Genomic DNA, 24,573 nt, shown 5'->3' on the forward strand with positions numbered 1-24,573 from the left:
TTAGTGTAGAGAGTCGGGAAGGAATTGTCAATCGCCGGGGGCGTGGAATCAACCCATCATACCCGCAACGACACACCGATTTCGACCGGCCATTTTCGCCTGATACAGGGCATCGTCTGCCAGACGGATGAGTTCTTCTGCATCCCTGGCCTGGGCTGGGAAGGCGGCCAGCCCCAGCGAGAAAGAACCCCGAATTGTGGCATCCTTATAGCGAAGTTCACTTTCGGCAAACGCCTGACGCCACCCCTCAGCTCTGTGTCGGGCGGTCTCAATGTCCACCGAAGGGAGTACCACCAGAAACTCGTCTCCCCCCATGCGCGCCAGGATGTCTCCTTCGCGGGTTTGGGAGGACAGAATCTGGCAGAGGTTTACCAGCATCATGTCTCCGGCGGGGTGACCGTAAGTATCATTCAGCCGTTTAAAGCCATCCACATCGATCATGGCCAGGCTGAGGGGCTTTTGTTCCCTCTGTGCCCGGGCCAGCTCACGGGGCAGAGTCTCCTGCACATAGCGCAGGTTGAACGCGCCGGTGAGCGGGTCGCGAATGGCCAGCTCCCTCAGGCTCACCTGCAAGGCCTCGATCTGCCTCAGGCGGGCTTCGGCATGTAATTGCGAAAGCTTTTGCTGGGTGATGTCGTGACAGATGATCAACCTGCCTGTAAGGTGCGAGATCGGATCTTGAATGAGGCGGATCTGGACTTCCAGATAAACCGATTTCTCAGATTGAAGGTTTAACTCAAAGGAAGCTTCGCCTTCGAGCGTCAGGTAAGCCAGCAATCTGGGGAGGTGAGCCAGCACATCCTCGATGGGCTGGCCAATTTCTACCTCAGGACCAAGGCCCAGGAGGGTACGAGCGGCGGGGTTGAAATCGAGCAGGAGCTGACGGTCATCCACCAGCAACATGGCTTCGTTCATATTTTCCACCAGCACGTCACGCCCGATAGGCACCAGATCCAGCAGACGGTAATAAACCAGCCCCATCGCCAGGAAGATTCCCGTGAGGGTGAAGGCTATGGGGGTGAGGTCCAACCCCGGAAAAGGTTTGAACCCCAGGAAAGTCGCAAGGTTGATGATTGCCGGAGCAACGCATCCCAGCAGGAGCAGTCGGGTCTGCATGCGATGAATAGAGCGACTCCTGCGAAGAGTATCGGCAAGTAACCCGATAGCCACAGCGATCAGGCTGTAGGAATAGATCACGTTGACCCAGAACCACGGGCCGCCGTCATAGATCAGACTCTGGTTGGCCAGACGTTTGCCGCCATAAAAAAGGCCGTGCAGGGGATCTGTCCACATCAGCAGAAGGGTAACGATGGGTTCAATGGTCAGAAGGGCAATTCGCCACCCGCGGAAGAAACGTCCGCGGCGGGTAAACTGCACCAGAAACGCCAGCATGGCCCCCGGGGTAATCACAACGCCAATGTATGTCATATCCAGCCAGAAACGCTTGGCCGTCGAAGTCAGAGAAACCCAGTGCAGGGCATACGTCAGTGACCAGATCAGTGTGCCGAACAGGAACAGAGCCAGGGCGCTGGCACCGGGTGCCGACCAGCGGCGTAAAATGATGCCCCCGGTAAAAGCAGAAACAGACCCGGAAAGGAATAAAAAGATAGCATAAAGCACGTCAATGGTGTGCATGAAGCCGGTGCCGTTCCTTAAGTGAGCCGAAACAGGGTGGTAGAAACGCCGGGTGGGATGGGGTGAATCGTTGTTGCCCCTCAGTGGACCCCGAATCAACGGATATAATTTTATCAAGAAAGTACATGGTTCGCCGACCAATTTTTTCTCGTCTGACGGGGATCATCCTCCTGATTCTCTCGCTGGCCTGCAACCTTCCAGCGCTGGGTGGTTCGCGGTTTTCCAGTCCAGGTGGTGAGGTGCATTCGTCGCCGGTTCCCTTTCCCACGGCTTTCTCCGGAGGAAGCGCGGGAGCCATTGGCGCTGCCCCTCTCCCTGGTGCCGGGAATCAGCCCGGGCAACCTTTTGCCGGCCTGACACAGGCGGTACCCGGGAATGTACCGCCCCTTCGATCTGCCGACCCACCCGGCTCGTTGCTTCAATACCTCACCCAGCCCGGGGATACGCTCGCCGCCCTGTCTCTGCGTTTTGCGGTACAGCTTCCGGGTTCCTCGCTCCCTGCGGGCACCTCCCCTGAAGCGCTCCTCCCTGCCGGTATTCCTCTTACCCTGCCCTCGCCTTCCGTGGAAACCCTTCCGGCACTGGCGTTGCTGCCCGACAGTGAGGTCATTTACGGCCCCCCTGCCGCTGCTTTTGATCTACAGGCTTTTATCAATGCGTCTGGCGGGTATCTGAGCACCTTCCGGGAGACTATCGATGGCGAAGAAATGAGCGGAGCGCAGATCGTCCGCCGCATTGCTCTGGAAACGTCGATCAATCCCCGGCTGTTGCTGGCCGTGCTTGAATGGCGCTCTGGCTGGGTGACCGGCTCACCGCGTAACCCTGACCCCGACTATCCGATCGGTTTTGGCGCTCCCTCGCATCGCGGTCTTTATCGCGAACTTGCGCTGGTGACTCGCCTGCTCACCCAGGCGTATTATGGGTGGCGAAGCGGTACTTTTTCGAAGATAGAATTTCTGGACGGTACCACCCTGCCGCCGCACCCGGCGCTCAATGCGGGTTCGGTGGCGGTGCAGAATCTTACTGCCCGCCTCAACTCTCCCGTTGACTGGCCCACTGCCGTATACGGGGAGAATGGTCTGCTGGCTGTGTATGATGCTCTGTTCGGTGACCCCTGGAAGCGCGCGGCGCAGTACGAACCGCTCTTCCCGCCTGATCTGTCTCAGACGCAACCTCACTGGGAGCTTCCCTTTGCTCCCGGTGAGGTCTGGAGTTTTACAGGCGGGCCACACATGGCCTGGGGAATAGGCAGCCCCGCAGGAGCCCTGGATTTTGCCCCTGCCGATGAAGCTAAAGGGTGCACGCCATCGGTGCGCTGGGCCACAGCTGCGGCCGACGGGGTGGTCGTCCGATCGGAACGCGGCCTGCTCGTTCTGGATGTAGATGGTGACGGGTACGAGCAGACGGGCTGGTCGCTCCTTTATCTGCATCTGGCAAACGAAGGACGCCTGTCGGTGGGCACACGGGTAAAGCAGGGTGAGCCGCTGGGGCATCCTTCCTGTGAAGGAGGCCCGGCTACCGGCAGGCACGTACACATTGTCCGCAAATACCATGGAGAATGGATCGGCGCCGGGGCAATCCTGCCCTTCATTCTCAGCGGCTGGCTGGTTAAGGCGGGGGAGCTCCCCTATCAGGGCCAGCTCCTCAAAGAAGGGCAGGTCATCGAGGCACGCCCCGATGGTTCAGCCCCGGCGCGCATCGTGCGTTGATTTACAGCACCGAGTCGTCCAGAGGCAGGCCCAGGGCTTCATACATCTTCCGCCGTGAGGCCTTATCGCTGCTCATTTCCTGATGGGCGTATCTGGCTACCTCTCGCGCCAGGGCGCGTGGCACCACCACCACCCCGTCACCATCGGCTACCACCACATCTCCAGGGTATACCGTCACCCCGCCCACTTCTACTGGGATGTCCTGAGCATCGAACTGAAGCCGCCCCTGTACCATGCTCTGCGAGCAAAAGCGCGACCAGAAAGGAATTTTCTGCAGGATCAGTTCGTCTGTGTCGCGTACCCCGCCATTCGAGACCAGCCCCCTTGCTCCACGCCGCAGGCATTCCAGTGTGTTGTTCGAGCCGCACAGGCCTACGTTGCTGTTGCTCTGATCAATGACAATGAAATCGCCGGGCTGGATGGCTTCGACCCACGGGTAGGTGCAAACGTGGTTGTAGTACCAGCCCACCCATTCGGTGTACTCCTGTGGTGAGAGTTTTGGAATGGGCTGATTATAAGGAAGGTAACGCGCCGTGCGGGCAATGCCCACCGCCCGCGTGCGCCAGATGGGACGGATATCCGGGCTCATGGAACCCTGAAAGTGAAGCATATTCCAGTCCATGCCGTCGCGTACATCGGCCACACGCAGGTCCTTAAAGAGGTTCAACAGTTCTTCTCGCTCGGTTGGGTTCATATTCACAGGTTGGTTTCCTCCTTGGTTTCGGGTTTTAATCAACGGATTTTCCCCGTACAGCCTTTGATTTGCTTAAAACCATTCTATAATAGGTTTGAGCATCTACAGGCTATGCCGGGCGGGTCAATCGGCGATTCTATGGATGTAATTCTGGAGGAAGACTATGCAATATCGACCTTTAGGCCGAACGGGCTGGAATGTTTCTGCAATTAGCTTTGGGGCATGGGCCATTGGCGGTACCTGGGGAACCGTACAGGATGAAGAATCGCTCGCGGCACTGCATCGTGCGGTGGATCTGGGGGTCAATTTTATTGACACGGCCGATGTTTATGGCGACGGGCGTTCAGAGCGGTTGATTGCCAGTCTGAAAAAATCGCGCAAGGAAGAGATCATTGTGGCCACCAAAGCCGGGCGGCGGCTCAACCCGCACACCGCTGAGGGCTATAACCGGGCTAACCTGACCGCTTTTGTGGAGCGCAGTCTGAAAAACCTGGAAGTGGAAGCACTGGATCTTTTGCAGTTACACTGCCCACCCACCCAGGTTTACTACATGCCAGAGGTTTTTGGCATATTAGATGATCTGGTTCAGGTGGGTAAGCTGCGTTATTACGGCGTGAGTGTGGAGAAGGTCGAAGAGGCGTTAAAAGCCATCGAATACCCCAACGTCCAGAGCGTGCAGATCATCTTCAATATTTTCCGAATGCGCCCCACCGAGCTGTTCTTCCCTGAAGCCAAACGGCGCAAAGTGGGCATTCTGGCACGGGTGCCGCTCGCTTCGGGGCTGCTCACCGGTAAGCTTAAGCCCGATACGTCCTTTGAACGCGATGATCATCGCGCCTTCAATCGCAGTGGCGAGGCCTTCGACCGGGGAGAGACCTTCTCTGGAGTGGATTATGAAGTGGGTCTGGCGGCAGTGGAAGAACTGCGCCCGCTGGTCCCCCCCGGGATGACGATGACACAGTTTGCTCTGCGCTGGATTTTGATGTTTGATGCGGTCACCTGCGCTATCCCCGGTGCCAAGCGGCCTGCCCAGGCCGAAGAGAATGTGGCCGCGGCCGATCTGCCGCCGCTCTTGCCTGATACCATGGAAAAGGTGAGAGCCATTTACGAAGCGCGTATTAAACCTCTGGTGCATCATTACTGGTAAACCTTGCTGCGAACGTTTCTCTCGGCTTTTCGTCTGTTTCGAAAGTTCTTCCCTGTCCTCGCTGTGTTGCTTGGTGCGTGCAACACGGCGAGGACGACTCCTTCCCCCACGGCATCGCCGGTGGCGCCAACCCTGCCACCGCCGGTGATGTCTTCGGAGGTTGAGCCTTCTTCAGCGCCGCAAATCACCAGCACGCCAGCCGCAATCGATCTGCCCGCTCCGGCTTATACCCTGACCGCGGTATATGATGACGCGCGTCACACCCTGAGCGCGCTCGAGGAAATCGCTTATACCAACCGTAGTGGTGAATCGATTGCCGAAATACTGCTGGTGGTGGATGCCAGCGTGTATCCGGGGGTCTTCCGGCTCAATGCCATTGAATCGAGCCAGGGGCCGGCTGTCACCCGGACAGGCTGGGAACGCATCTGGCTGCATGTGGGTCTCGACCGCCCCCTTGCACCGGGTGAAGTCATTCGTCTGAGCCTCGATTACGAGTTGATTTTACCGGCGCGGATTGCTGATGCTTCTCTGCGCCCCATGGTTTTCGGCTGGTCAGAGCGGCAGATTAACCTGGTAGACTGGTATCCCTATCTACCACCTTACCGGCCCGGCCAGGGATGGCTGGTGCATCCGCCGGGATTTTACGGAGAGCATCAGGTGTATGAGGCCAGTGATTTCACGGTGAATCTGCAGGTGATACATGCACCGGCAGAGCTGGTGGTTGCGGCCAGTGCACCTGAACGCCGCGAAGGTGAATGGCGGCATTATCAGCTTCTTCAGGCGCGCACGTTTGCCCTTTCTCTCAGTCCGCTGTACCAGACGGTTACCCGTCAGGTTGGTGGCGTGGCGGTGAATGGTTATTTTTTCCCGGCTCATCGCATCGCCGGGGAAGCGGCCGTTCAAACAGCAGCAGAGGCCCTCGAGCTGTTCGGGAATCTGTTTGCTCCTTATCCCCGCGAAACCCTGGCCGTTGTCGAAGCAGACTTCCTGGATGGCATGGAATACGACGGCCTGTTTTTCCTCTCCAACGGTTTTTACAACCTTTACAGTGGCGCCCCGGGCGATTATCTGGTCGCTCTGGCCGCACATGAAACCGCGCATCAGTGGTGGTATGGGCTGGTGGGGAATGATCAGGCTCTGGAGCCCTGGCTGGACGAGGCGCTTTGCACCTACAGTGAGAAGCTGTATTACGAATCCCGCCATCCCGAAGCGCTTTCCTGGTGGTGGGAGGTGCGTGTGCGTTATTATCAGCCGCGCGGTTTTGTTGACGATTCGATCTACAACCCTCACAGCGAGGCACAGGCCTACCGGACATATCGAGATGCAGTTTATCTTAATGGGGCAATCTTCCTTGATCGACTCCGTCAGCAGGTGGGGGATGAGGCTTTCTTTGCCTTTCTCAAAGATTATGCCGGTCGCTTCTCAAAGCAGGTTGCTACCGGAAAAGATTTCTTCAGGGTGTTGAGGGCGCATTCCAGTGCAGACCTTTCGGGCTTGCTGGGCGAGTACTTTCAGTCCACTCCCTGACCGCGCATTCTGTTAGGCTCCTGTAAGGTGAAAGTTATTTCTTTTTTGTGGATTTTATCTATAATGATGTTCAGAGATTCCATTCAGGAATTTATCCATCATCATTTTTCAGAAAGGGGTTATACCATGTTATTCGCTCCGAAGGAAAAAGGTCAAGGTCTGGTGGAGTACGCGCTGATCCTCGTACTCGTGGCTGTGGTGGTGATTGTCATCCTGGCCCTGCTCGGCCCGGCCATCGGCAACATCTTCAGCAACATCGTCAACCAAATTTAGTCATCTCGCTTTCGCCGTTGCAGAAAGGCGCCCGCTGAGGGCGCCTTTCTGGTTTATACTTAAAGGGTGGAAATTCGGGGCAAGACAGCACTCATCACCGGTGGTGCGGTACGGGTAGGCAGGGTGATCAGCCTGGCTCTGGCGCAGGCCGGGGCCAATATTGCTGTCCATTACCATACTTCCAGGGAAGAAGCTGAAACCGTGGTCGCCGAGGCGCGTTCACTAGGGGTGCAGGCGGCTTCTTTTCAGGCAGATCTGGCAGAAGCCGGACAGAGTGTGGCGCTGGCCGAGCAGGTGCTGGCATTCTTCGGCGGGGTGGATATTCTGGTTTACGGGGCGTCGCTCTTTCAGACGACACCCTTTCCTGCCGCTGACCCGATGCTCTTTCGGCGCATCACGGCGGTATCCATTGATGGGGCGTTTCACCTGGTTAATGCTTTGGCTCCCGCGATGCGCGAACGGGGTGCGGGGTGTATCATTACCCTGATCGATTCCTCTGCCTGGAAGCCCTGGCATAATTTCACGGCCCATGCCGCAGGCAAGGCTGGTTTGCTCGCCCTCACCCGGCAGTTTGCGCTGGAGCTGGCCCCCACAGTGCGGGCGAACGCCATTGCCCCCGGGCCGGTGCTCCCCCCGGCGCATTACACGCCGGAGAAGATTGCCCGCGATGCCAGCCGCAACCCGCTGGGACGCTGGGGCAGCCCGCAGGATGTGGCGGATGCGGTTCTTTACCTGGTGAAAGCAGATTTTCTCACGGGTGTGGTGCTCCCTGTAGACGGCGGCGAGTCCCTGCGTTGAACCAGGCTCGATGAAGATGGGAAGGTATAATACGAAGGTGAAACCGGAAATTTCACGTCGATTTCCAGGCGTGTTTTGGAAACAGATATGTCCTTTTTAGAAAAGAAACAATTCGCGGCCGCGCTTTCGATGTTTAACCTTTATCGTGATTTCTCTCCGGCGTATCTCATGCGGGGGCAGGAATATGTCGAGGGTGGTCTTCTTACCCTGGTAGAGCATGGAGATACCTTTCTTCTTTGCGAGTTTAAGGGAGATTCCGCGCACCGCATCCGCCTGGAATGGCGAGACCAACGGCTGGTCGGTCGGTGTGCCTGCCCGGTGGCTGCGAGGAATGTTTTCTGTGCCCACCTGGCCGGTGCGGCCATCCTGGGGCGGAATATTCTGAATGAAGAAATTAAGAATTCCTGGCAAAACCAGCTGGTTTTTATTCAGGAAACTCCCCTCAAACATGAGAAAAAGGCCCCGGCAACAGGCGGCGACTACTTTTTACTCTTCATGCTCATCGAAAGCGATCATGAATGGTCGATTCGTCCGGCCATCGCCGCGATGCGTAAATTGTCAGGTGCACTTCCAGATGAGATTCTTTCCTCTCCGCAGGAAATGCCTGCCTTTCTGGGAGAAAATCCTGAGCTGTTGAATCAATTCACGATGCGCCCCAATCGCTCCCTGGACGCAGCGCATTGCGTCAACCTTCCGCCTGAGGCGGTGAGGCTGGCAAAGTTACTTCAGGCGGTTCGTTCTGTTCAGGGATATAACCCCTACGCTTCTACCAATACCCTGCATCAGGTGATGATCCGGGAAGCCCTTGTCCTTCTGCGGCAAACAGGCTGGCCGCTTTACTGGGTGGAAGAAAGTTTCAACACCCTTCATCTGGTTGCGGGTCCACTGCGCCTTCCTGCGGATAAACTTCAAGTAGTGCTGGATGCTCGAAAAAAAGAGAACGGCGATCTGATGGTGCGTTTTGCTTTCCACCTCAACCGTCAACCGTGGAAGAGCCGCTCTAAACCCCGGGTTATTCTGGAATCACCGCTCTGGCTGTTGAGTGGGGATATGCTGGCCGAAGTGGAATCGACGGTGGAGGCAGAACAGCTGGATAACCTTCTTAAGACCAGAGAGTTACTCATCCCCGCCGCTGAGACGCCGTTATTCATGGAAGAATATCTTCCAAGACTGGCGGAGCAGTTCCCGGTAGTGGGAGATGGCATTCGTCAGGTGCTGGTTTGCGAGTCGCCATTACCCCGTCTGTATCTGGAAGAGAAAAAAGGCCAGTTGAACGTCTGGCTTCGGTTTGGTTATGGCGAGTATGAGCTACCCTATGAGGATGCATCTCCGGAAATACACACCCGGTTTGATCTGGAGCAGAACGCCTACGTAAAGATCCAGCGCCAGCTTGAGGCCGAACAGGAAGCGTTCAGGAAGGTGTCTCAATACGGGCTCAAACGTGCCGCCGGATCGAATGGCCTGTTCAATCTGCGCGCCCGGGTTGACGTGGTGGACTTTCTGATGAAGTACCTGCCCCGCGCTGTGCAGGATGGCTTTGAAATTTACGGCGAGGAAAAGATCAAAAGCGCACGGGTCAATCGCCTGAAGCCGACCCTCTCATTTTTCATTTCCTCGAATATCGATTGGTTCGATCTTCAGGTTTCGGTCAGGTTTGGCGATGTGGAGGCGGCCTTTGGTGAAGTCTACCGGGCGCTGAAAAACAATCAGCGTTACGTCAAGCTGGCCGATGGTTCCATCGGGGAGCTGCCGGAGGAATGGGCTGAGCGTTACAGGCATCTCTTTGGCCTGAGCAAGGAAACTGCCGGTGGCTTACGCTTCGAGAAGAACCAGATTTCTCTGCTGGATCAACTGTTGAGAGAAGAACCTGAACTGACAACCGACGAGGAATTTCAACGCCGCCGCGAGCGGCTGCGGGCGGTATCCTCGATTGCCCCTCAGCCACTGCCCCGGGGTCTGCAGGGTGAATTGATGGCTTACCAGAAAGCCGGTTACGACTGGTTGCACTTTTTGCATGAGGTGGGTTTCGGTGGTTGCCTGGCTGATGATATGGGGCTGGGAAAAACCCTGCAGGTGCTGGCTTTTCTGCTTTCTCTCAAGGAGCAGGGGGCCTCGACCCATGCCAGCCTGGTGGTGGTGCCGCGCTCTCTGCTTGCGAACTGGCAACGGGAGATTGAAAAGTTCGTGCCATCGCTGCGCGTCCTGCAATATCACGGTCAGTTGCGCGTCAAAGAGGTGTCCCTCTTCGATCAATACGATCTTATCCTGACCACGTACGGAATTGTCGTGCGAGACATCAAAGAATTGCGCGGATACACCTTTCATTACGCTATCCTCGACGAATCGCAGGCCATCAAAAACCCGCTTTCGCAGGCGGCCAAAGCCTGCCGACTGCTTAAAAGCGATCACCGCCTGGTGATGACCGGCACGCCTGTCGAAAACAACACCTTTGAGCTGTGGTCGCAGTTCGAATTTATCAACCCTGGCCTGCTGGGGAGCATTCACTCTTTCCGTGATCAGTTCAGCCGTCCCATTGAGGCTCAGAAGGATGAAGCCAGCGCACGCCTGTTACGGCAAACGGTTTATCCCTTTATCCTGCGCCGAACCAAGGAACAGGTGGCTCCATATCTGCCGCCCCGCAGTGAGGAAGTGGTTTACGGCGAGATGGAAACGTCGCAGAAACGGCTTTATCATCAGGTGCGCGAGGAATACCGCAACCAGTTGCTTAACCTGATTGAGGAAGAGGGCCTTCAGGATTCGCGGATGAAGATTCTTGAAGGGTTGTTGCGGCTTCGGCAGATTTGCATCCATCCCCGGCTGGTGTTCTCCAATTTCCGCGGCGAATCGGCGAAGTTCGAGCTGGCGCTGGAACACCTCACCACACTTCAGGCCGAAGGCCATAAAGCGCTGGTCTTCTCGCAGTTTGTGGAGAGCCTCAGGCTGCTGCGCGCCGAACTGGATGCGCGGCAGATTCCGTATGCTTACCTGGACGGACAGACCAGTGACCGGCAGGGGCAGGTTGACCGGTTTCAGAACGATCCGGCGATTCCGTTTTTCCTCATCAGCCTGCGAGCGGGCGGGGTAGGGCTGAACCTGACGGCGGCCGATTACGTCATTCACCTTGACCCATGGTGGAACCCGGCGGTTGAGATGCAGGCCAGTGACCGCACGCACCGCATCGGGCAGGATAAGCCGGTCTTTATTTATAAATATATCCTGCGCGATACCGTAGAAGAGAAGATCCTTCTTCTTCAGGAACACAAACGACAGCTGGTGGAGCAGTTGATCCAGACCGATGGCTCCATCTTTAAGAATCTGGGCGTGGAAGACGTGCAGTATCTCTTCAGCTGATTGCCCCCTTTGATACCTCCATCCTTGACGCTTTCTTGATCTTGAACCTCTTGACATTCATGACCAGCTCTCATACAATTCATTCAATGATACAATGATACATTGTATGGAGGTCAGACGTTGACCGTTGAACTGCACTTTCAGCTGGATTTTCGCTCTGGAACTCCGATTTACGAGCAGATTGTAGAGGAAGTGCGTCGGCGTATCCACGGCGGGCAATTGAAACCAGGCGACCAGCTCCCCACGGTGCGTCAGCTGGCGCTGGAATTGCGGGTCAATTTCAATACGGTGGCGCGTGCTTACCGCATTCTCGACGAAGCGGGGATGATTTCTACCCAGCAAGGGCGCGGCACGTATATCCTTGCCCCGCCGGATGCCGATCATGGCGAGCGCCTGCGGCAGGTCACGTTAGAACATCTGGCTGAAGATTTTGCGCAGCAGGCACTGCGATTGGGATACTCCCCCCGAGTCATTCGGGAAGCCTTTGAGAAGGCGCTTCTCAGAGGGTTATCAGATGAGTCGAATGGTTGAGCAAAGTGAGGGTGATATGGCAAAAACAATGACAACTCCGTCTGGAGAGGGTCAATCTTCCCGGTTGACGGCGAAGAAAAGTGTCGATGAGCATATGAATCCGGCGGCGCTGGCGCTCTTTATCATTCTGTTGATAGCCGGGGTGCTGGTTGCCATTCTTATGGATACGGCCGGAGTGCCTGACGGGTGGACCGGGTTGACCTTCGCACTCTTTCTACTACTGGGCACCTATATTTTGTTTGCCTTTAAGGTGGCACGTCAGTGGGAGAAAGCCGTGGTTCTGCGGCTGGGGAGGTTCCATTCCCTGCGCGGGCCGGGAGCCTTCTGGATTATTCCGGTCGTCGACAGCATTTCGAACTGGATCGATCAGCGCGTGCTGGTAACCCCCTTTTCTGCCGAGAAAACCCTCACCCGTGATACTGTGCCGGTAAATGTGGATGCCGTCCTCTTCTGGGTGGTGTGGGATGCCGAGAAAGCGGCACTGGAAGTGGAGGATTACCGGACGGCGATTGCCTGGGCGGCGCAGACGGCCCTGCGTGAGGTCATCGGGCAGATGCCCCTGGCCGATATTCTCATCGGGCGGGCGCGGATGGACGCCGAATTGCAGAAGATCATTGACGAACGCACCACCCCCTGGGGAATCACCGTGCAATCGGTGGAGATTCGGGATGTGATCATTCCTCAGGGGCTGGAAGAGGCGATGAGCCGTCAGGCGCAGGCCGAACGTGAACGGCAGGCGCGCGTCATCCTGGGCGAGTCTGAAAAACAAATTGCCGAAAGCTTCGCTGAGGCTTCACGGGCCTATCAGAATAATCCCACAGCTCTGCACCTGCGCGCCATGAACATGCTCTTTGAAGGGCTTAAAGAGAAGGGCGCGCTGGTCATCGTGCCATCCAGCGCGGTGGATACGATGAACCTGGGCGGCTTAAGCGGGATGGTTTCGCTGGCGCAACAGAACCTCTCTCCCGAACCCGGGGAGTAAGCCTTCTCGTCGGGAAGCTTAATCTTGAAGAGGGCAGCGTTTGGGCTCCCCTCCAACTTCGATCTGTTATGGAGGAAAACAATGACCATTCGAAGGACGTTGCTGATTCTTGTGGTGTTGACCGTACTGGGGCTGGCTGGCAGCCTGCTGGCGGCCCCGCTTCTGCCTGAGAGGGTGCCCTCTCACTGGAATGCCGCCGGGGAGATTGACGGTTATTCTTCCCGAAATACCGCGCTCTACCTGATGCCCGCCTTGATGTTCGGGTTGGGGGTGATGATCCTTTACATTCCGCAAATTGACCCGCTGCGTGCCAATGTAGAGAAATTCCGTACCACCTACAACTGGGCGGTGGTCGGTTTTGCGGTCTTCATGCTTTACATGCACGCGCTTACCCTGCTGGCGGGTCTGGGAGTGGCGTTTAACATGTCGTCTGTGATGCTACCGGCGATGGGAGGGCTGTTCTTTGGGCTGGGTTTTCTGCTCGATCATGCCCGGCGCAACTGGTTTATTGGCATCCGCACCCCCTGGACGCTCTCCAGTGACCGCGTGTGGGAGAAAACCCACCGGCTGGGCGGGCTGTTGTTTAAGGTCGCCGGTCTGCTGGTGATTGGCGGGGCGCTTCTGCCCGGAGAAATCAGTTTCTGGGTGATGTTCGGCCTGATTATGGTGGCGAGTTTCGTGCCGGTGGCTTATTCGTATGTGGCCTTCAGGCAGGAACAACAGAGGGGCGGGTAAATGTTTCACGTGAAACAACCTGTCCATTTCAGATGGGTTCTGGGGGTCAAAGGCCCCGTAGCAATCCATGTTTCACGTGAAACGATGCAAGGAGTACCCTCAGGGAGGGAATGATGGAAGCCATGGTCTCGGTTCAAAACCTGGTGCACACCTTTGGCGAGCGCCGGGCCGTCGATGGGCTGACCTTTGAGGTCGGACGGGGAGAAATTTTCGGCCTGCTGGGCCCCAATGGTGCCGGAAAAACCACGACCATCCGTTTGCTCAACGGGCTTTACCGCCCGCGGAGTGGAACGATGAAGGTGCTGGGATTGGACCCGGTTTCGGAGGGGAGCCTTGTGCGCGCCCGTACCGGTGTGCTCACCGAAACTCCCGCCCTCTACGAACGCCTGACCGCCTGTCAGAATCTGGAATTCTTTGGCAGGCTGGCGGGTATGGAACCCGGGCTCCTGAAACAGCGCATGGAAGAGCTTTTAACGTTTTTCGAGCTGGATAAACGCGCTCACGATAAGGTGGGTTCCTTCAGCAAAGGGATGAAACAGCGCCTGGCTCTGGCACGCGCCCTGCTTCACCGGCCAGAATTGATCTTTCTGGATGAGCCCACTTCAGGCCTCGACCCGGAATCGGCGCTTCAGGTGCGTGAATTGATCGAATCCATCTGCCGCCGTGACGGACACACCGTCTTCCTTTGCACGCATATTTTGAGTGAAGCCGAACGCCTTTGTTCGAGGGTGGCGATCCTGAATCACGGGCGGCTGGTGGCGCTGGGGAGCCTGGATGAACTAAGTCGGCGGCTCCAGGAGGGCCTGAAGGTGCGGATTACCTTTCTGAAAGAGTTCACCCCGCCGGTTGATCTTCTCCGCCTGCCCGGGGTTCGGCGGGTTGAAAGCGAACCAAAAGGATTGAATTTGGAAGTGGAGGGAGAGTCCGCCATCGCCGGTGTGGTCACCGGCCTGGTGCAGGCAGGAGCGCAGGTTGTGCGAGTAGAGCCGGAAAAGATGACCCTTGAGGATATGTATTTCAAGCTGCAAGAGCAGTCCCGCGAAGGTGAAGTATGAACTGGAAAGCGATTTTCACGATTGCCGAGAAGGACATCCGTGAGGCCAGCGGTAACCGGGCGGTCTGGGTGCCGATGATCGTCGTTCCGGCGATTTTTATCGTCATCATGCCGTTGGCGTTGATTATCGGTGCCATTGCCGCGCCACAGGCCACGTCTTCGGCGCTCAACGACCCCGACCTGGCCACATTTCTCCAGCGCATGCCAGCCTTTATGGCCGAACCGCTGGCCAGAATGAGCGGACTGCAGGGGATGATCTGGCTGATGCTGGGCTATTTTTTTGCCCCCTTTTTTCTGATTATTCCGCTCATGTTTGCCACGGTGATCGCGGCCGAGTCGTTCGCGGGTGAAAGGGAGCGCAAAACCATCGAGGCGCTTCTCTACACCCCGGCCAGTGACGCCGAATTGTTCCTCGGTAAGGTGCTGGCGGCGGGTCTACCGGCGGTGGGTATCTCGTGGGCATGTTTTCTGGTCTATGCTCTGGTGGTGAACATTGCCGCCTACCCGATCATGGGGGGCATCTGGTTCCCGCTGCCCACGTGGTATGCACTGATCTTCTGGGTGTCTCCGGCGCTTTCTCTGCTGGGGATTTCAGCCACCGTTTTAATTTCGTCGCGGAACCCTACCTTTATGGGGGCGTACCAGTCGAGCGCCTCGCTGGTGCTGCTGGTTGTGGCCCTGCTGGTGGGGCAGGCCACAGGGGTGCTTTACCTGAGTGTTGGGGTTGGACTGGCGCTTGGGCTGGTGATCTGGCTGGTTGCGGCCGGGTTGACGGTGGTGGCCGTACGCACCTTCAACCGCGCCTCTTTGCTGACCAGCGTACAATAGGGGCTTATTTTCAGGGTTACTGGATTTATCGTCCCCGTCCCCGCCCTGAAGGGCGGGGATTTTTTATGGAACGTGAGATTTCGCAGGAAAATCGTTTTTCCTCTCCCGGGCAACAATTGCCCGTGAAGAGAAGGCCTGGGTGGAGAGGCAGGGTGGAAAATACCCTCTCAAAATGTAGAGGCGCTTCTCCCGACGGGTTTTACCCCTTCTCATGGCTTCGCTCTTCATAAAACTGGACGATTTGACGGGCATAATCGAGGACACTCTTGCGCAACGGGAGGGGATCGATCACTTCGGCGGCGCGCCCCAGAGATAGAATACGGCCACGAGCTTCGGCAGGATCGCTGAACCAGAGGGTAATTTCGCGCCAGCCCTCTGCATCGGGCGCTCCGGCGCGGCTAAGCGCCCCGGCGGCCTGTTCTCCCAGGTGCCAGGTCAATTCACGCGCCAGGTCAGGGGAGATGCGCAACCGCACCCCGTAGATGCCGCGTTCGGCTTCTACCCGGGCACAGTAGGCTTCCCAGAAGGCTACCAGGTTGAAGTCTGCCGGGCGTTCGAAGGCATCTTCCAGCATCTCAACTGCTGTCAGGTCTGCCACCCGGTAAACATGCGGGCGGCCACTGCGCAGGGCAACCAGGTGCCATTCACTGGCTTTGGCCACCAGCCCCAGGGGTTCGACGATTACGTCGATCTCTCCTCCGAAAAATGTCCGTACTGCCACCCGCAGACGGCGTTCCTGCCAGATGGCCTGCTGGACGGTGGCCAAGTGCGGGAGCACCTGCCCCGGTTGCCCCCACCAGCTTGTATCCAGATAAATGCGCTGGCGGGCCATCTCGCGGTCAGGCAGCCGGGAGGGAGGGAGGGCCGCCGCCAGTTTGCGCAGAGCGGAACGCAAAGTCTCGCCCACCCCAAGCTGGAGCAGGGGCGAAGGAATGCTGAGCATGAACAATGCCTGCACTTCATCGGCGGTGAGGCCGGTGAGGTTCGTGCGATATTCCTCTACAAGGGCAATACCTCCGCCCGGGCCGCGTTCGGTGTACACGGGTATGCCTGCGGTGCTGAGCGCCTCAAGGTCACGGTAAATGGTGCGTTCGGAAACTTCCAGCTCTGCGGCCAGATCACGGGCGGTCATCCTGCCGTGCGTTTGTAATAACATGAGGAGAGAAAGGAGGCGGTCGGCGCGCATGGGAAACCCGGTGGGGAAAGATACATCCAAGTATAACATAATACATGACAGGAGATGTCAGGTATTTCAGGTATGATCAGGCAGGATCGATCCGCAGATTCAATAACAGGAGAAAACAAATCATGCACGACGAAGAATTGCCCGTTCGCATTGTTCGGCTGGAGCCTTTGCGGGTGGCGTGCCTGAATGGTTATGGTGCGTCGCCAGAACGAACAGCCTTTGAGCTGCTGCGTGCTTATGTACGGGAAAAGGGTCTTGACCGGGATGGGAAACCCCACCGCTATTTTGGGTACAACAACCCGAACCCTTCACCCGGCAGCCCGAATTACGGTTACGACGTCTGGGTGACGGTCGACGAAAGCATCCAGTCTGAAGGGGATGTGCGGGTGTTTGACTTTCCCGGGGGGCTGTACGCAGTGATGCGCATCCATCCGAAGGATGGCGACGACATTCACCGGAGCTGGATGAAACTGGTGGCATGGCGCGAACGCAGTCCGTATCGGATGGGAAGCCACCAGTGGCTTGAAGAGCACTTCGGCGATCTGGAACAGGGCTTTCCAGACCTGGTGCTCGATCTGTATATGCCGATTGCCGAATAACCCCGTTGGTTGAGGGCTCTGACAACCTCAGCGTTCAGAGAGGGGCTGTCCGGACAGGGGCAGCCCCCTTGATGGTATTTTTCGCTGGATTAGCGATTGCGCGGAGGATCGGCCTTTTCAGATTCCAGGTAAGCTACGGCCTGGCTTTTCTTGTCGCTCATGACGATGCGCAGGTAGGCGCCGGGGCGAAAATCCTGCACGCGGATGAGCCGCAGGGCCGGTTTGAGGCGCTCATCGATCTGAATGAATTCTTCCACGCGGTTGGGGGTGCCTTCAAAGAAGGACCGGTTGAAGATGGACGCCGGGTCATCCAGGTAAATGGCCAGGGGGTAAATCTGCGATTCGAGTAAATCCTGGAAGAAGTGCGTCCCGAGGGAGGGTTCGGGCACGTCACCCACGCCCTGGCCGGCCAGTTCCACCAGGGCGCGGGTGTTGTAAATATCTCCATAGTTAACCGGCACACCCAGGTCGGCATTGGCGCTTCCCCAGCGGCCCGGTCCAACGCAGATGAAGAGGTACCCCTTGAGGGCGGCGTTCAGGCGTGCTATGGCCTGTACGAGCCGCGAACGCAGTTCCATCGTTTCGAGGGCAAAGTAGGCCCTGGGAGGAATGTACACCACATAATCCACCCGCGGCACCACCCCTTCGGGCACCACGAAGCGGGTGGAGAAAATAATGTCTTCGTGCACCAGGTTGATGGGCAGGCTCACGGCTTCTACCGGCAGCAGGCTGCTCTGGGGACGGCACTGCAGGAGGGTGATGTGCAGGCGGGGTTTGCCCTTCAATGCATCTTCCAGCTTGAGGGTGAACTCTACATCCACGGGGGTGTGGTAATTCTCTTCCAGGACGTGCAAAATGTGGCGCATCTTCTCGGCAAAGGGGGTGCGCAGAATGAGATCCTCAAAGGTCAACACCAGGTCCTGTGTGCCGCCGGGAAGCAATGCCGAACGCAGCGACTCGAAGTATCCCTCGCGGTAGATTTGCGCCAGATAACGCAATGGAGGATAGGAAGGAGAAAGGACCTCGTGCACTGGGAGCGTCTTGAACTGATTGTCTTGCAGATCAATCAAGTCCACGTACTGCTGGGCGTAACGGCGCATCATTTTGGGGTCGGTGGAGGGGCGCAGGTTGGGATGACTCAGGGCGATGAGGCGGGGGTAATCATTGCCGACGCGTTCCACGGCGCGGGTGCCCAGCCCCCACACCAGCCGGACAAACCCATCTTCGCGGCGGATCTGCGGCGCCCAGCGGTAGAGGTTGCGGCTGAAGGCCACACCTGCCGCGTGGGGCAGGTAATAACGCCCAAAAGGCTCTCCCTCGACTACCTGAATGAGGATGGCCATGCGCTCATCGTAATCCTGCAGGCGTTTACTGCGCCGGTAGAGGAGCGCGGCGGGGTTGACGGTGGAACTGTATACCCGGGCAATGGCACGTGTGAGCTCGCGCAGGTTGCGGGAGGGGTTCCCCTGGTTGGGGCAGAAGACGCTCTCGTATTTCCCGGCAAAGGAAGTGCCAAAGTTGTCTTCCAGCAGGCTGGAGGAACGCACAATGAGGGGTTTTTTCCCCACGGTCTCCAGCAGGCCGCGGAGCTGGTCGAGAATATCTGGGGGGAATTGCCCTGCCTCGAATTCCCGAATCACGGTGGGGTAATCGGCGCGCATTTCTTCTTCGGTCTTGTACTTCTGGTCGTTCCAGTGCACCAGATTGTTGATGGTCATAAAGGTGTAGAACACATCTGAACCGATGAAGAAGGATTCGGGGGTTTTAATGCAGTCGACAAGCTCCGGGTCTCCGGCGCTTTGCAGAATGCGCAGAGCCAGGAGCATCCCGGCGGCCTTGCCACCGATGCGCCCGGTGCCGATCTTGCGGCGGCGGATCTCTACCAGATCGGCGACGGTGAACCACTCCTTGGCCACCTCAAGGTAGCCGAGCTGGTCGCTGATCATGGTGCGAATGATCACCACTTTGGATTCTTTGAGGCGGGCTTCCAGAGGGGCGCGTTCCTGCGGAGGCATGCGCTCCATGGCGATGGCCTGCTCGAAGACCATTTCCAGGGGGGCTATTTCGAGGTTGATGCCCAGCGTCTGGTCAGAAAATTTGATGCCGCGTTCACGCAGCACTTCCCAGACGAGCTGTTCAAACAGTTCGTAGCTGAGAAACTGGCTGAAGAGAAAATCGGTATGCTGATCGCGGACGCGCGACAGGCGCACTTCCCAGAGATCGGAGGGTTCCTCGCTAAACGGGTTGCGCAACCCTTCCCATTCCTGGGTCTGGATGGCCAGCTGGCGCACCTGGGCCTCGAATTCGGCCTGGGTGATCACTCCGCGTTCGAATAACTCGCGCCGCATCCGCGCGCGGATGCGACTGCTCAGGATGGGATACTGGCTCAGGGCCAGATAGATGCGAAACTGGCGACCTGGATGGGCACCTGCCTGCGGCATTTCAACCTAAGTGCATGGGCATAATGATATGCTGGAAGCTCTCATCACCCACCGGTTGAACGCGCGCCGGAGATTTCTGGTCGTTGGTATCCAGTACCAGGTTGGGGGTTTTGATCACCTCCAGCACTTCGCGCAGGAAGCGCACATTGAAGGCGATAGCCAGGGTGGGCCCTTCGATATTGGCTTCCACCTTCGCTTCGCTTACCCCGGTTTCTTCGGTCTGCGCGGATACCTCAATTTCACCCGGGCGGTCTTCGTGTTTTTCCAGGCTCAACCGAACCACATTGTTGCCGCCCCTGGCGATGATCTCGGCCTGCCTGCAGGCTTTGAGCAGGGCCTGGGTGGAAACAATGGTGTGCGTTTTGTAAGCGCGCGGCAGAATCGCCCTGTAATCGGGAAAGTTGCCATCGATCAGCTGTGAGACGAGTTCGGCATTATCGAGGCGGAAGATGATCTGCCCGCGCCCCGGGGGAGCACTGAGGGTGAGCATGGCCTCGCCATCCTGGGCGATGCGGGCCAGTTCCGAGAGGGCGCGCGCCGGAACGATGACCGAAATGGGCCTGGAAACAGGCTCTGGAAGTTCGGCTTTGCGCACCGAGATGCGGAAGCCATCTGTGGCGGCCAGGGTGATCTCGCGCTCGGCGAGGGTCATTTGAACCCCCTGAAGTACCGGGCGCGCTTCATCGGTAGAGGCGGCAAAGGCCACCTGGCTGATCATTTCTTTGAAATCGGCCACTTTCAACTGCACGCCGTCGGAGAGGTCTCCGGCGGGCATGGGCGGAAATTCCTGCGCGTCGATGCCCTTAATTTCGGTGGAGGAAGTTCCGCAGCGAATCGAGAGGGTGAAGGTGTTGGGGTTGACCCCCAGGGTTACCGTATCGTTGGGCAGAATGTTGACCAGGTCTGAGAACAGGCGCGCCGGGACGGTGATGGAGCCTTCGTCTTTGATCTGCGCGCCGATCCAGCAGGAGATGCCCAGCTCAAGGTTGGTAGCCGCCAGGCGCAGACGGCCTTCGTCGGTGGCCAGCAGAACATTCCCCAGCACCGGCAGGGTGCTGCGTGGGCTTACTGCCCGCGAAACGATACTGAGTCCGTGCGCCAGCTGCTGCTGTGAGACCGATACTTTCATGACACCCTCGCGTTTGGAGAAAGTAGTTAAAAGTATATCATGAAACATGCCCGGTACATGATCGCCTGGGGATGACGTTTCTATGGAGCGGGGGCAATTCCCCGGAAAGGGGATGCCCCCGGTGGTGAGCACACGCGACGCGGTTGATTCAGGTAGCGTCGTTCATCAGGACGACCCGTTCGGTCAGGTCAGGCCGGGTTTGCTCGCGAAAGCGAAGGACATCGATGCGGCTCAACATGACCAGTGAGATGCCCAGGAAAACTACCTGCGTGAGGAAGACCAGGGTGTAACCCATCACGGTGTTGCCTGTAACCAGGGTGAGCAGATCGCGGAAGATGCCGGCCGTGAGGGTGCCGATGAGGCGTGAAAGAGCGTTGGCCACGCCCCAGGCCCCAATGAAAAGGCCCACCTGCGCGGTGGTCATATCCAGCATGAGTGAGAGGTTAGAAACAGTAGAAAGCCCTGTCCCCAGCCCCAGGAGCACCACACCCCCGTAGAAGATCCCGCGCTGGTCAAGCCAGCCACCGCCCACAATGGCCAGCAATCCGGCCATGGCGGTCAGAGCGCCGATGCGGGCCACGCCTTTTTTGCTCAGGCGTGCTTCCAGCAGGTTGGCCAGCAGAAACGCCAGCAGTACGCACCCGCCCCAGATAGAGGTAATGCGGGTGGTCTGCTCCACGCTCAACCCCAGGGCTTCACCGGCAAAAGGCTCCAGCAGTACGTCCTGCCCCAGAATAGCCGCCAGCAAGATCACCAGATAGAAGAAGAAGCGGCGCGCCTGCGGGTTGCCCAGCACCCCGCGCAGGAGAACGCGCCAGTCGGTGCGGGAATCGTCCATGGCGGAAGGTGCAGGCGGAAGGGTCGCGGAATGGCGCGGTTCCAGCCGGGCCAGGCCCAGCACGCCCAGGCCAAGCGCGGCCAGGGCGATGATCTCAAAGGCAGTTTGCAGGGCCTCGGGTGAGTACGCTCTCAACAGGTGGCTGAGGGTGGCCGCGGTGACAATTATCCCGACGATCATAAAAAACCACATGATCCCGATGGTGCGTGAACGCCCGCCTTCGCCCGAGAGTTCGGCCGCCAGAGAAAGATAAGCCACACTGGCCAGGTTATAGCCCATTCCCCACGCCATGAAGACCAGCAGGCTCAACGCAAGGCCGGGGAGCGGCTGCCGGGGAATGAGAAACACCGCCTGCGGAGCCAGCGCCACCCCCGCGGCGCACAGCCCCAGCCCCAGGGTAATATAGGGCGTACGCCGCCACCCCAGGATGGGATGACGGTCAGAATAGGCGCCGATGAGCACCTGCAGGGGGGCAAAGAAGTAAGGCAAGGAGGCCAGAACCGCCACCAGTGCGGCGGAGAGGGTGAGCTCTTTGATCATGATCCGGTTCAGGGTGCTGTTGATGGGCACCAGGGTCATGGCTACGGCGGTGTGGATAAGGGCGAGTTGCAGTCGTTTGATCAGCATAAAAATTACCTGTTTTCTCGATCTTGATTGTTCCACCGGCAAGTATACGCGGTCAGGAGGGGTTTTTCAAATCATCCAGAGAAAGAGTTTTTTAATCTGGAGGATGAAGGTCATCGTACCGGTAAACCGGTTGCCCACGGACGGCTTTTCCTGCCCTGCCCGGACACCAGTCAATGCCGGTGAAGCGTGAAATTCATGGGATAGAATTTTCGGCAGGATTAGGTCAGATCGGGTACAATCAGGGGCTGGGTTTCCGGCATGGCATCTTTTTCGCTCCCATTTACCCGCACACGCACTACCTGGCTTGGGTATTTTCTCCTCGGCTATCATACGCTGCTTCAGGCGCTGGTAAGTGCAGTGGTTCCCTTCCTGCGCAGTGAATTGCAATTGAATTACACCCGGGCCAGTCTTTACATGAGTGCCAACGCGCTCGGTATGGTGCTGGCAGGCATCACAGGCGCGCGGCTGGCTGATCGTCTGGGAAGGCGAACGGCGCTGTGGGGAGCGGCTGGCGGCACGGTGCTGGGACTGCTGGCCCTCACCCTGGGGCAGGCGCAGGCCATGACCCTGGCGGGAGCGCTGGGGTGTGGTTTTGCTGGCAGTCTGTGTATGGTTATGGTGCAGGCCATCCTCTCGGATGAGCATGGCGAGCGTCGTTCGGTGGCCTTGAGTGAGGCCAATGTGGCCGCGGGTCTGGGTTCTCTGGTTGCACCCCTGCTGGCCAGTGGTGCGGTGGCCGCAGGCCTGGGCTGGCGTGCCGCTCCAGGGTTATTGCCCGGCCTGTTAATCGTGGCGGGGTTGAGCTTCGGGCGGGCACCCATCCCCACCCCGGTTTCTGCGGGCGGTGTTCACCCTGAGCCTCAGCGACTGGGGCGGGTTTTCTGGATGCTCTGGGGGGTGCTTTTCCTCTCGGTGAGTGTGGAGTGGGGGGTTATTTTCTGGAGCGCCGATTTTCTGGAAAAGATTGCTGGCTTTCCACGTGCGGTTTCTGTATCGCTGCTGGGGGTGTACTTTGTGGCCGCGGTGCTGGGCAGGTTCCTGGCCAGCCGGCTGGTACGGCGGTGGGAAGCCTCTTCTCTTTTGTTTGGAGCCATGAGCCTGGCGGCGCTGGGGATTCTGACCGTGTGGCTTGCACCGTGGCCGTTGATTCGCCTGGTGGGGTTGTTTCTCTGCGGGCTGGGCACGGGCAACCTTTTCCCTCTCGGAGTGATCGAGACGGTGAGCGCGGCTTCACGGGCGGCCAACCTGGCCAGCTCGCGCGCTACTCTGGCGGCTGGTCTGGCCATCTTTTGTTCCCCGTTGATTCTGGGGCTGGCGGCGGATGAGGTGGGCATTCGCCTGGCTTTCGGGCTGACGTTACCCCTCCTGGTTCTGGCGGCGGCCCTGGCATTCTGGGCTTTTCGGCAGCGCGGTGATTGCTGACCCTTCCCGGAAGATTCAATGCGAGTCAGCCTCGCAGCGGCTCCACCACACCCGGGCCGCGCCCAGCAGGCCGGCCTGCCCGCCCAGCCGGGCGCGTTCCAGGCGCACCTGCGTATGGGGTACCATACGGCAATTTTCGTGAATGGCTGCCTTCACCGTGGCGGCGAAATCATCCCAGCGCTCCATCAGCCCTCCGGCCAGGCCGATAACCTCCGGGCAGAACATCGTGATGAGGTTTGAGATGCCCAGCCCGAGGAAGTGCGCGGTGCGCTCAATGGCCTCGCGTGCCTGCGGGTTGCCGGCATCGGCGGCGGCAAAAATCCGTCGGCCATCCCACCAGGATTCTTGCGGGTGGTTCTGGTTGAACCAGGTTTCCAGAGCCGGGCCGCTGGCGTAGGCTTCCCAGCAACCGTGTGCCCCGCAGGTGCAGGGGGTGCCCTGCGGCACCAGGATGAAATGCCCGATTTCGGGGTGGGCGCCGCCTGCTCCGCGGTAGAGGTGGCCATCGACAATCAACCCGCCGCCGATGCCCGTGCCCACGGCTACAAGCAGAAAACTTCCCGCCCCTTTGCCCACCCCAAAGGCGGCCTCGCCGAGGGCGGTGGCGTCAGCATCGTTTTCTACCACGGCCTGCAGGCCGGTGGCGGCGGTGAGTGCGGCCGTGAGGGGTTTACCCTGCCAGCCAGGCAGGAGATTGACCTCGCCGAGCACCCCGGTGAAAGGGTCAACCGGGCCGGTGCACCCGATGCCGATGCCCGCCGGGCGGATGGATAACTGCTGGGTGCAGTGCTGGAGCATGGCGGCCATCCGGTAGATGGCGGCCTCGAACCCGGCCTGAGGCTCGGTGGGGGCCGTCTCAGAGACGAGGATACGCCCGTCTTTTGAGACGAGTCCCACGGCAATTTTGGTCCCGCCGATATCTATGGCGGCGGCAATTTCTTGCGACTCGTTCAACATGCGCGGTTCACCCCTGATTTGAAAAATATTTAACGTGAATTCGGGATAAGACGAGGATCTCCAAAGGGAGTAAACTTTTGTCACCACAACAGAAGTCGAAACCCAAGGAG

At 58.4% G+C, this 24,573-nt stretch carries 20 protein-coding genes; 13 read left to right on the top strand and 7 right to left on the bottom strand.

Features of this window, described 5'->3' with window-relative positions:
• Nucleotides 1-48: 48 nt before the first annotated feature.
• Nucleotides 49-1,635: a histidine kinase N-terminal 7TM domain-containing diguanylate cyclase gene (locus ATHL_RS15915; RefSeq protein ID WP_062195850.1), complete on the bottom strand. Its 1,587-nt coding sequence runs from the start codon at nt 1,633-1,635 to the stop codon at nt 49-51.
• 125 nt (nt 1,636-1,760) lie between these two features.
• On the opposite strand from ATHL_RS15915, the gene ATHL_RS15925 reads away from it, so the two are divergent.
• The gene (locus ATHL_RS15925; RefSeq protein WP_062195852.1) at nt 1,761-3,344 is read left to right on the top strand and encodes a M23 family metallopeptidase; all 1,584 of its coding nucleotides are present in this window, start codon (nt 1,761-1,763) and stop codon (nt 3,342-3,344) included.
• A 1-nt stretch (nt 3,345) separates the two neighbouring features.
• Here the strand turns inward: ATHL_RS15925 and ATHL_RS15930 are convergent, their stop codons facing one another.
• Nucleotides 3,346-4,038, bottom strand: a complete 693-nt coding sequence (locus ATHL_RS15930; RefSeq protein WP_062195854.1) for an RraA family protein — start codon at nt 4,036-4,038, stop codon at nt 3,346-3,348.
• Between the two features lie 163 nt (nt 4,039-4,201).
• On the opposite strand from ATHL_RS15930, the gene ATHL_RS15935 reads away from it, so the two are divergent.
• From ATHL_RS15935 to ATHL_RS15980, 10 genes are all read left to right on the top strand, one after another.
• Nucleotides 4,202-5,185, top strand: a complete 984-nt coding sequence (locus ATHL_RS15935; protein WP_062195856.1) for an aldo/keto reductase — start codon at nt 4,202-4,204, stop codon at nt 5,183-5,185.
• A 3-nt stretch (nt 5,186-5,188) separates the two neighbouring features.
• Nucleotides 5,189-6,712 (top strand): M1 family metallopeptidase, encoded by a 1,524-nt coding sequence (locus tag ATHL_RS15940; protein ID WP_162787767.1) that lies wholly within the window; start codon nt 5,189-5,191, stop codon nt 6,710-6,712.
• A 126-nt stretch (nt 6,713-6,838) separates the two neighbouring features.
• On the top strand, nt 6,839-6,985 hold the full coding sequence (locus ATHL_RS15945) for a Flp family type IVb pilin (protein WP_062195883.1): 147 nt from the start codon (nt 6,839-6,841) through the stop codon (nt 6,983-6,985).
• A gap of 66 nt (nt 6,986-7,051) precedes the next feature.
• Nucleotides 7,052-7,783 carry an SDR family NAD(P)-dependent oxidoreductase gene (locus ATHL_RS15950; RefSeq protein ID WP_062195859.1) on the top strand — a complete coding sequence of 244 codons (732 nt, stop codon included), beginning with the start codon at nt 7,052-7,054 and terminating at the stop codon, nt 7,781-7,783.
• Nucleotides 7,784-7,870: 87 nt separating this feature from the next.
• The gene (locus ATHL_RS15955; RefSeq protein WP_062195861.1) at nt 7,871-11,134 is read left to right on the top strand and encodes a DEAD/DEAH box helicase; all 3,264 of its coding nucleotides are present in this window, start codon (nt 7,871-7,873) and stop codon (nt 11,132-11,134) included.
• Nucleotides 11,135-11,254: 120 nt separating this feature from the next.
• Entirely contained in the window at nt 11,255-11,665 is a 411-nt protein-coding gene (locus ATHL_RS15960; protein WP_062195863.1) for a GntR family transcriptional regulator, read from the top strand.
• Nucleotides 11,666-11,759: 94 nt separating this feature from the next.
• A complete protein-coding gene (locus ATHL_RS15965) occupies nt 11,760-12,647 on the top strand; it encodes a slipin family protein (protein WP_062195885.1) in 888 nt (295 codons plus the stop codon).
• Between the two features lie 81 nt (nt 12,648-12,728).
• Complete coding sequence (locus tag ATHL_RS15970; protein ID WP_062195864.1) at nt 12,729-13,382, top strand: SdpI family protein; 654 nt, start codon at nt 12,729-12,731, stop codon at nt 13,380-13,382.
• A 110-nt stretch (nt 13,383-13,492) separates the two neighbouring features.
• Nucleotides 13,493-14,437 (top strand): ABC transporter ATP-binding protein, encoded by a 945-nt coding sequence (locus ATHL_RS15975; RefSeq protein WP_201798015.1) that lies wholly within the window; start codon nt 13,493-13,495, stop codon nt 14,435-14,437.
• On the top strand, nt 14,434-15,264 hold the full coding sequence (locus ATHL_RS15980) for an ABC transporter permease (RefSeq protein WP_062195868.1): 831 nt from the start codon (nt 14,434-14,436) through the stop codon (nt 15,262-15,264). Before ATHL_RS15975 ends, ATHL_RS15980 begins: the two co-directional genes overlap by 4 nt.
• A 199-nt stretch (nt 15,265-15,463) precedes the next feature.
• Here the strand turns inward: ATHL_RS15980 and ATHL_RS15985 are convergent, their stop codons facing one another.
• Nucleotides 15,464-16,480, bottom strand: a complete 1,017-nt coding sequence (locus ATHL_RS15985) for a helix-turn-helix transcriptional regulator (RefSeq protein WP_162787768.1) — start codon at nt 16,478-16,480, stop codon at nt 15,464-15,466.
• A gap of 92 nt (nt 16,481-16,572) precedes the next feature.
• Here ATHL_RS15985 and ATHL_RS15990 point away from each other — a divergent pair, with 92 nt between their 5' ends.
• Complete coding sequence (locus ATHL_RS15990) at nt 16,573-17,049, top strand: AraC family transcriptional regulator (RefSeq protein ID WP_062195871.1); 477 nt, start codon at nt 16,573-16,575, stop codon at nt 17,047-17,049.
• Between the two features lie 89 nt (nt 17,050-17,138).
• Here ATHL_RS15990 and ATHL_RS15995 read toward each other — a convergent pair whose 3' ends face one another.
• From ATHL_RS15995 to ATHL_RS16005, 3 genes are all read right to left on the bottom strand, one after another.
• Nucleotides 17,139-19,490: a PEP/pyruvate-binding domain-containing protein gene (locus ATHL_RS15995; RefSeq protein WP_062195873.1), complete on the bottom strand. Its 2,352-nt coding sequence runs from the start codon at nt 19,488-19,490 to the stop codon at nt 17,139-17,141.
• Between the two features lies 1 nt (nt 19,491).
• On the bottom strand, nt 19,492-20,619 hold the full coding sequence (gene dnaN / locus ATHL_RS16000) for a DNA polymerase III subunit beta (protein ID WP_162787769.1): 1,128 nt from the start codon (nt 20,617-20,619) through the stop codon (nt 19,492-19,494).
• Between the two features lie 148 nt (nt 20,620-20,767).
• Nucleotides 20,768-22,084, bottom strand: coding sequence for a BCD family MFS transporter (locus tag ATHL_RS16005; protein ID WP_062195876.1), 1,317 nt, complete (start codon nt 22,082-22,084; stop codon nt 20,768-20,770).
• Nucleotides 22,085-22,342: 258 nt separating this feature from the next.
• On the opposite strand from ATHL_RS16005, the gene ATHL_RS16010 reads away from it, so the two are divergent.
• On the top strand, nt 22,343-23,506 hold the full coding sequence (locus tag ATHL_RS16010) for an MFS transporter (RefSeq protein WP_062195878.1): 1,164 nt from the start codon (nt 22,343-22,345) through the stop codon (nt 23,504-23,506).
• Between the two features lie 15 nt (nt 23,507-23,521).
• Here the strand turns inward: ATHL_RS16010 and ATHL_RS16015 are convergent, their stop codons facing one another.
• Nucleotides 23,522-24,463, bottom strand: coding sequence for an ROK family protein (locus ATHL_RS16015; protein WP_062195880.1), 942 nt, complete (start codon nt 24,461-24,463; stop codon nt 23,522-23,524).
• Nucleotides 24,464-24,573: the final 110 nt, after the last annotated feature.

This window comes from Anaerolinea thermolimosa (assembly GCF_001050195.2).
Classification (GTDB): domain Bacteria; phylum Chloroflexota; class Anaerolineae; order Anaerolineales; family Anaerolineaceae; genus Anaerolinea; species Anaerolinea thermolimosa.

Bases quoted from the DNA above. Each gene is read 5' to 3' on its own strand.
- ATHL_RS15955 (WP_062195861.1), top strand. From the start codon at position 7,871: ATGTCCTTTTTAGAAAAGAAACAATTCGCGGCCGCGCTTTCGATGTTT.
- ATHL_RS16015 (WP_062195880.1), bottom strand. From the start codon at position 24,463: ATGTTGAACGAGTCGCAAGAAATTGCCGCCGCCATAGATATCGGCGGG.
- ATHL_RS15995 (WP_062195873.1), bottom strand. From the start codon at position 19,490: ATGCCGCAGGCAGGTGCCCATCCAGGTCGCCAGTTTCGCATCTATCTG.
- ATHL_RS15925 (WP_062195852.1), top strand. From the start codon at position 1,761: ATGGTTCGCCGACCAATTTTTTCTCGTCTGACGGGGATCATCCTCCTG.
- ATHL_RS15915 (WP_062195850.1), bottom strand. From the start codon at position 1,635: ATGCACACCATTGACGTGCTTTATGCTATCTTTTTATTCCTTTCCGGG.
- ATHL_RS15945 (WP_062195883.1), top strand. From the start codon at position 6,839: ATGTTATTCGCTCCGAAGGAAAAAGGTCAAGGTCTGGTGGAGTACGCG.
- ATHL_RS15975 (WP_201798015.1), top strand. From the start codon at position 13,493: ATGATGGAAGCCATGGTCTCGGTTCAAAACCTGGTGCACACCTTTGGC.
- ATHL_RS15990 (WP_062195871.1), top strand. From the start codon at position 16,573: ATGCACGACGAAGAATTGCCCGTTCGCATTGTTCGGCTGGAGCCTTTG.
- ATHL_RS15970 (WP_062195864.1), top strand. From the start codon at position 12,729: ATGACCATTCGAAGGACGTTGCTGATTCTTGTGGTGTTGACCGTACTG.
- ATHL_RS15965 (WP_062195885.1), top strand. From the start codon at position 11,760: ATGAATCCGGCGGCGCTGGCGCTCTTTATCATTCTGTTGATAGCCGGG.
- ATHL_RS15935 (WP_062195856.1), top strand. From the start codon at position 4,202: ATGCAATATCGACCTTTAGGCCGAACGGGCTGGAATGTTTCTGCAATT.
- ATHL_RS16010 (WP_062195878.1), top strand. From the start codon at position 22,343: ATGGCATCTTTTTCGCTCCCATTTACCCGCACACGCACTACCTGGCTT.
- dnaN (WP_162787769.1), bottom strand. From the start codon at position 20,619: ATGAAAGTATCGGTCTCACAGCAGCAGCTGGCGCACGGACTCAGTATC.
- ATHL_RS15980 (WP_062195868.1), top strand. From the start codon at position 14,434: ATGAACTGGAAAGCGATTTTCACGATTGCCGAGAAGGACATCCGTGAG.
- ATHL_RS15930 (WP_062195854.1), bottom strand. From the start codon at position 4,038: ATGAACCCAACCGAGCGAGAAGAACTGTTGAACCTCTTTAAGGACCTG.
- ATHL_RS16005 (WP_062195876.1), bottom strand. From the start codon at position 22,084: ATGCTGATCAAACGACTGCAACTCGCCCTTATCCACACCGCCGTAGCC.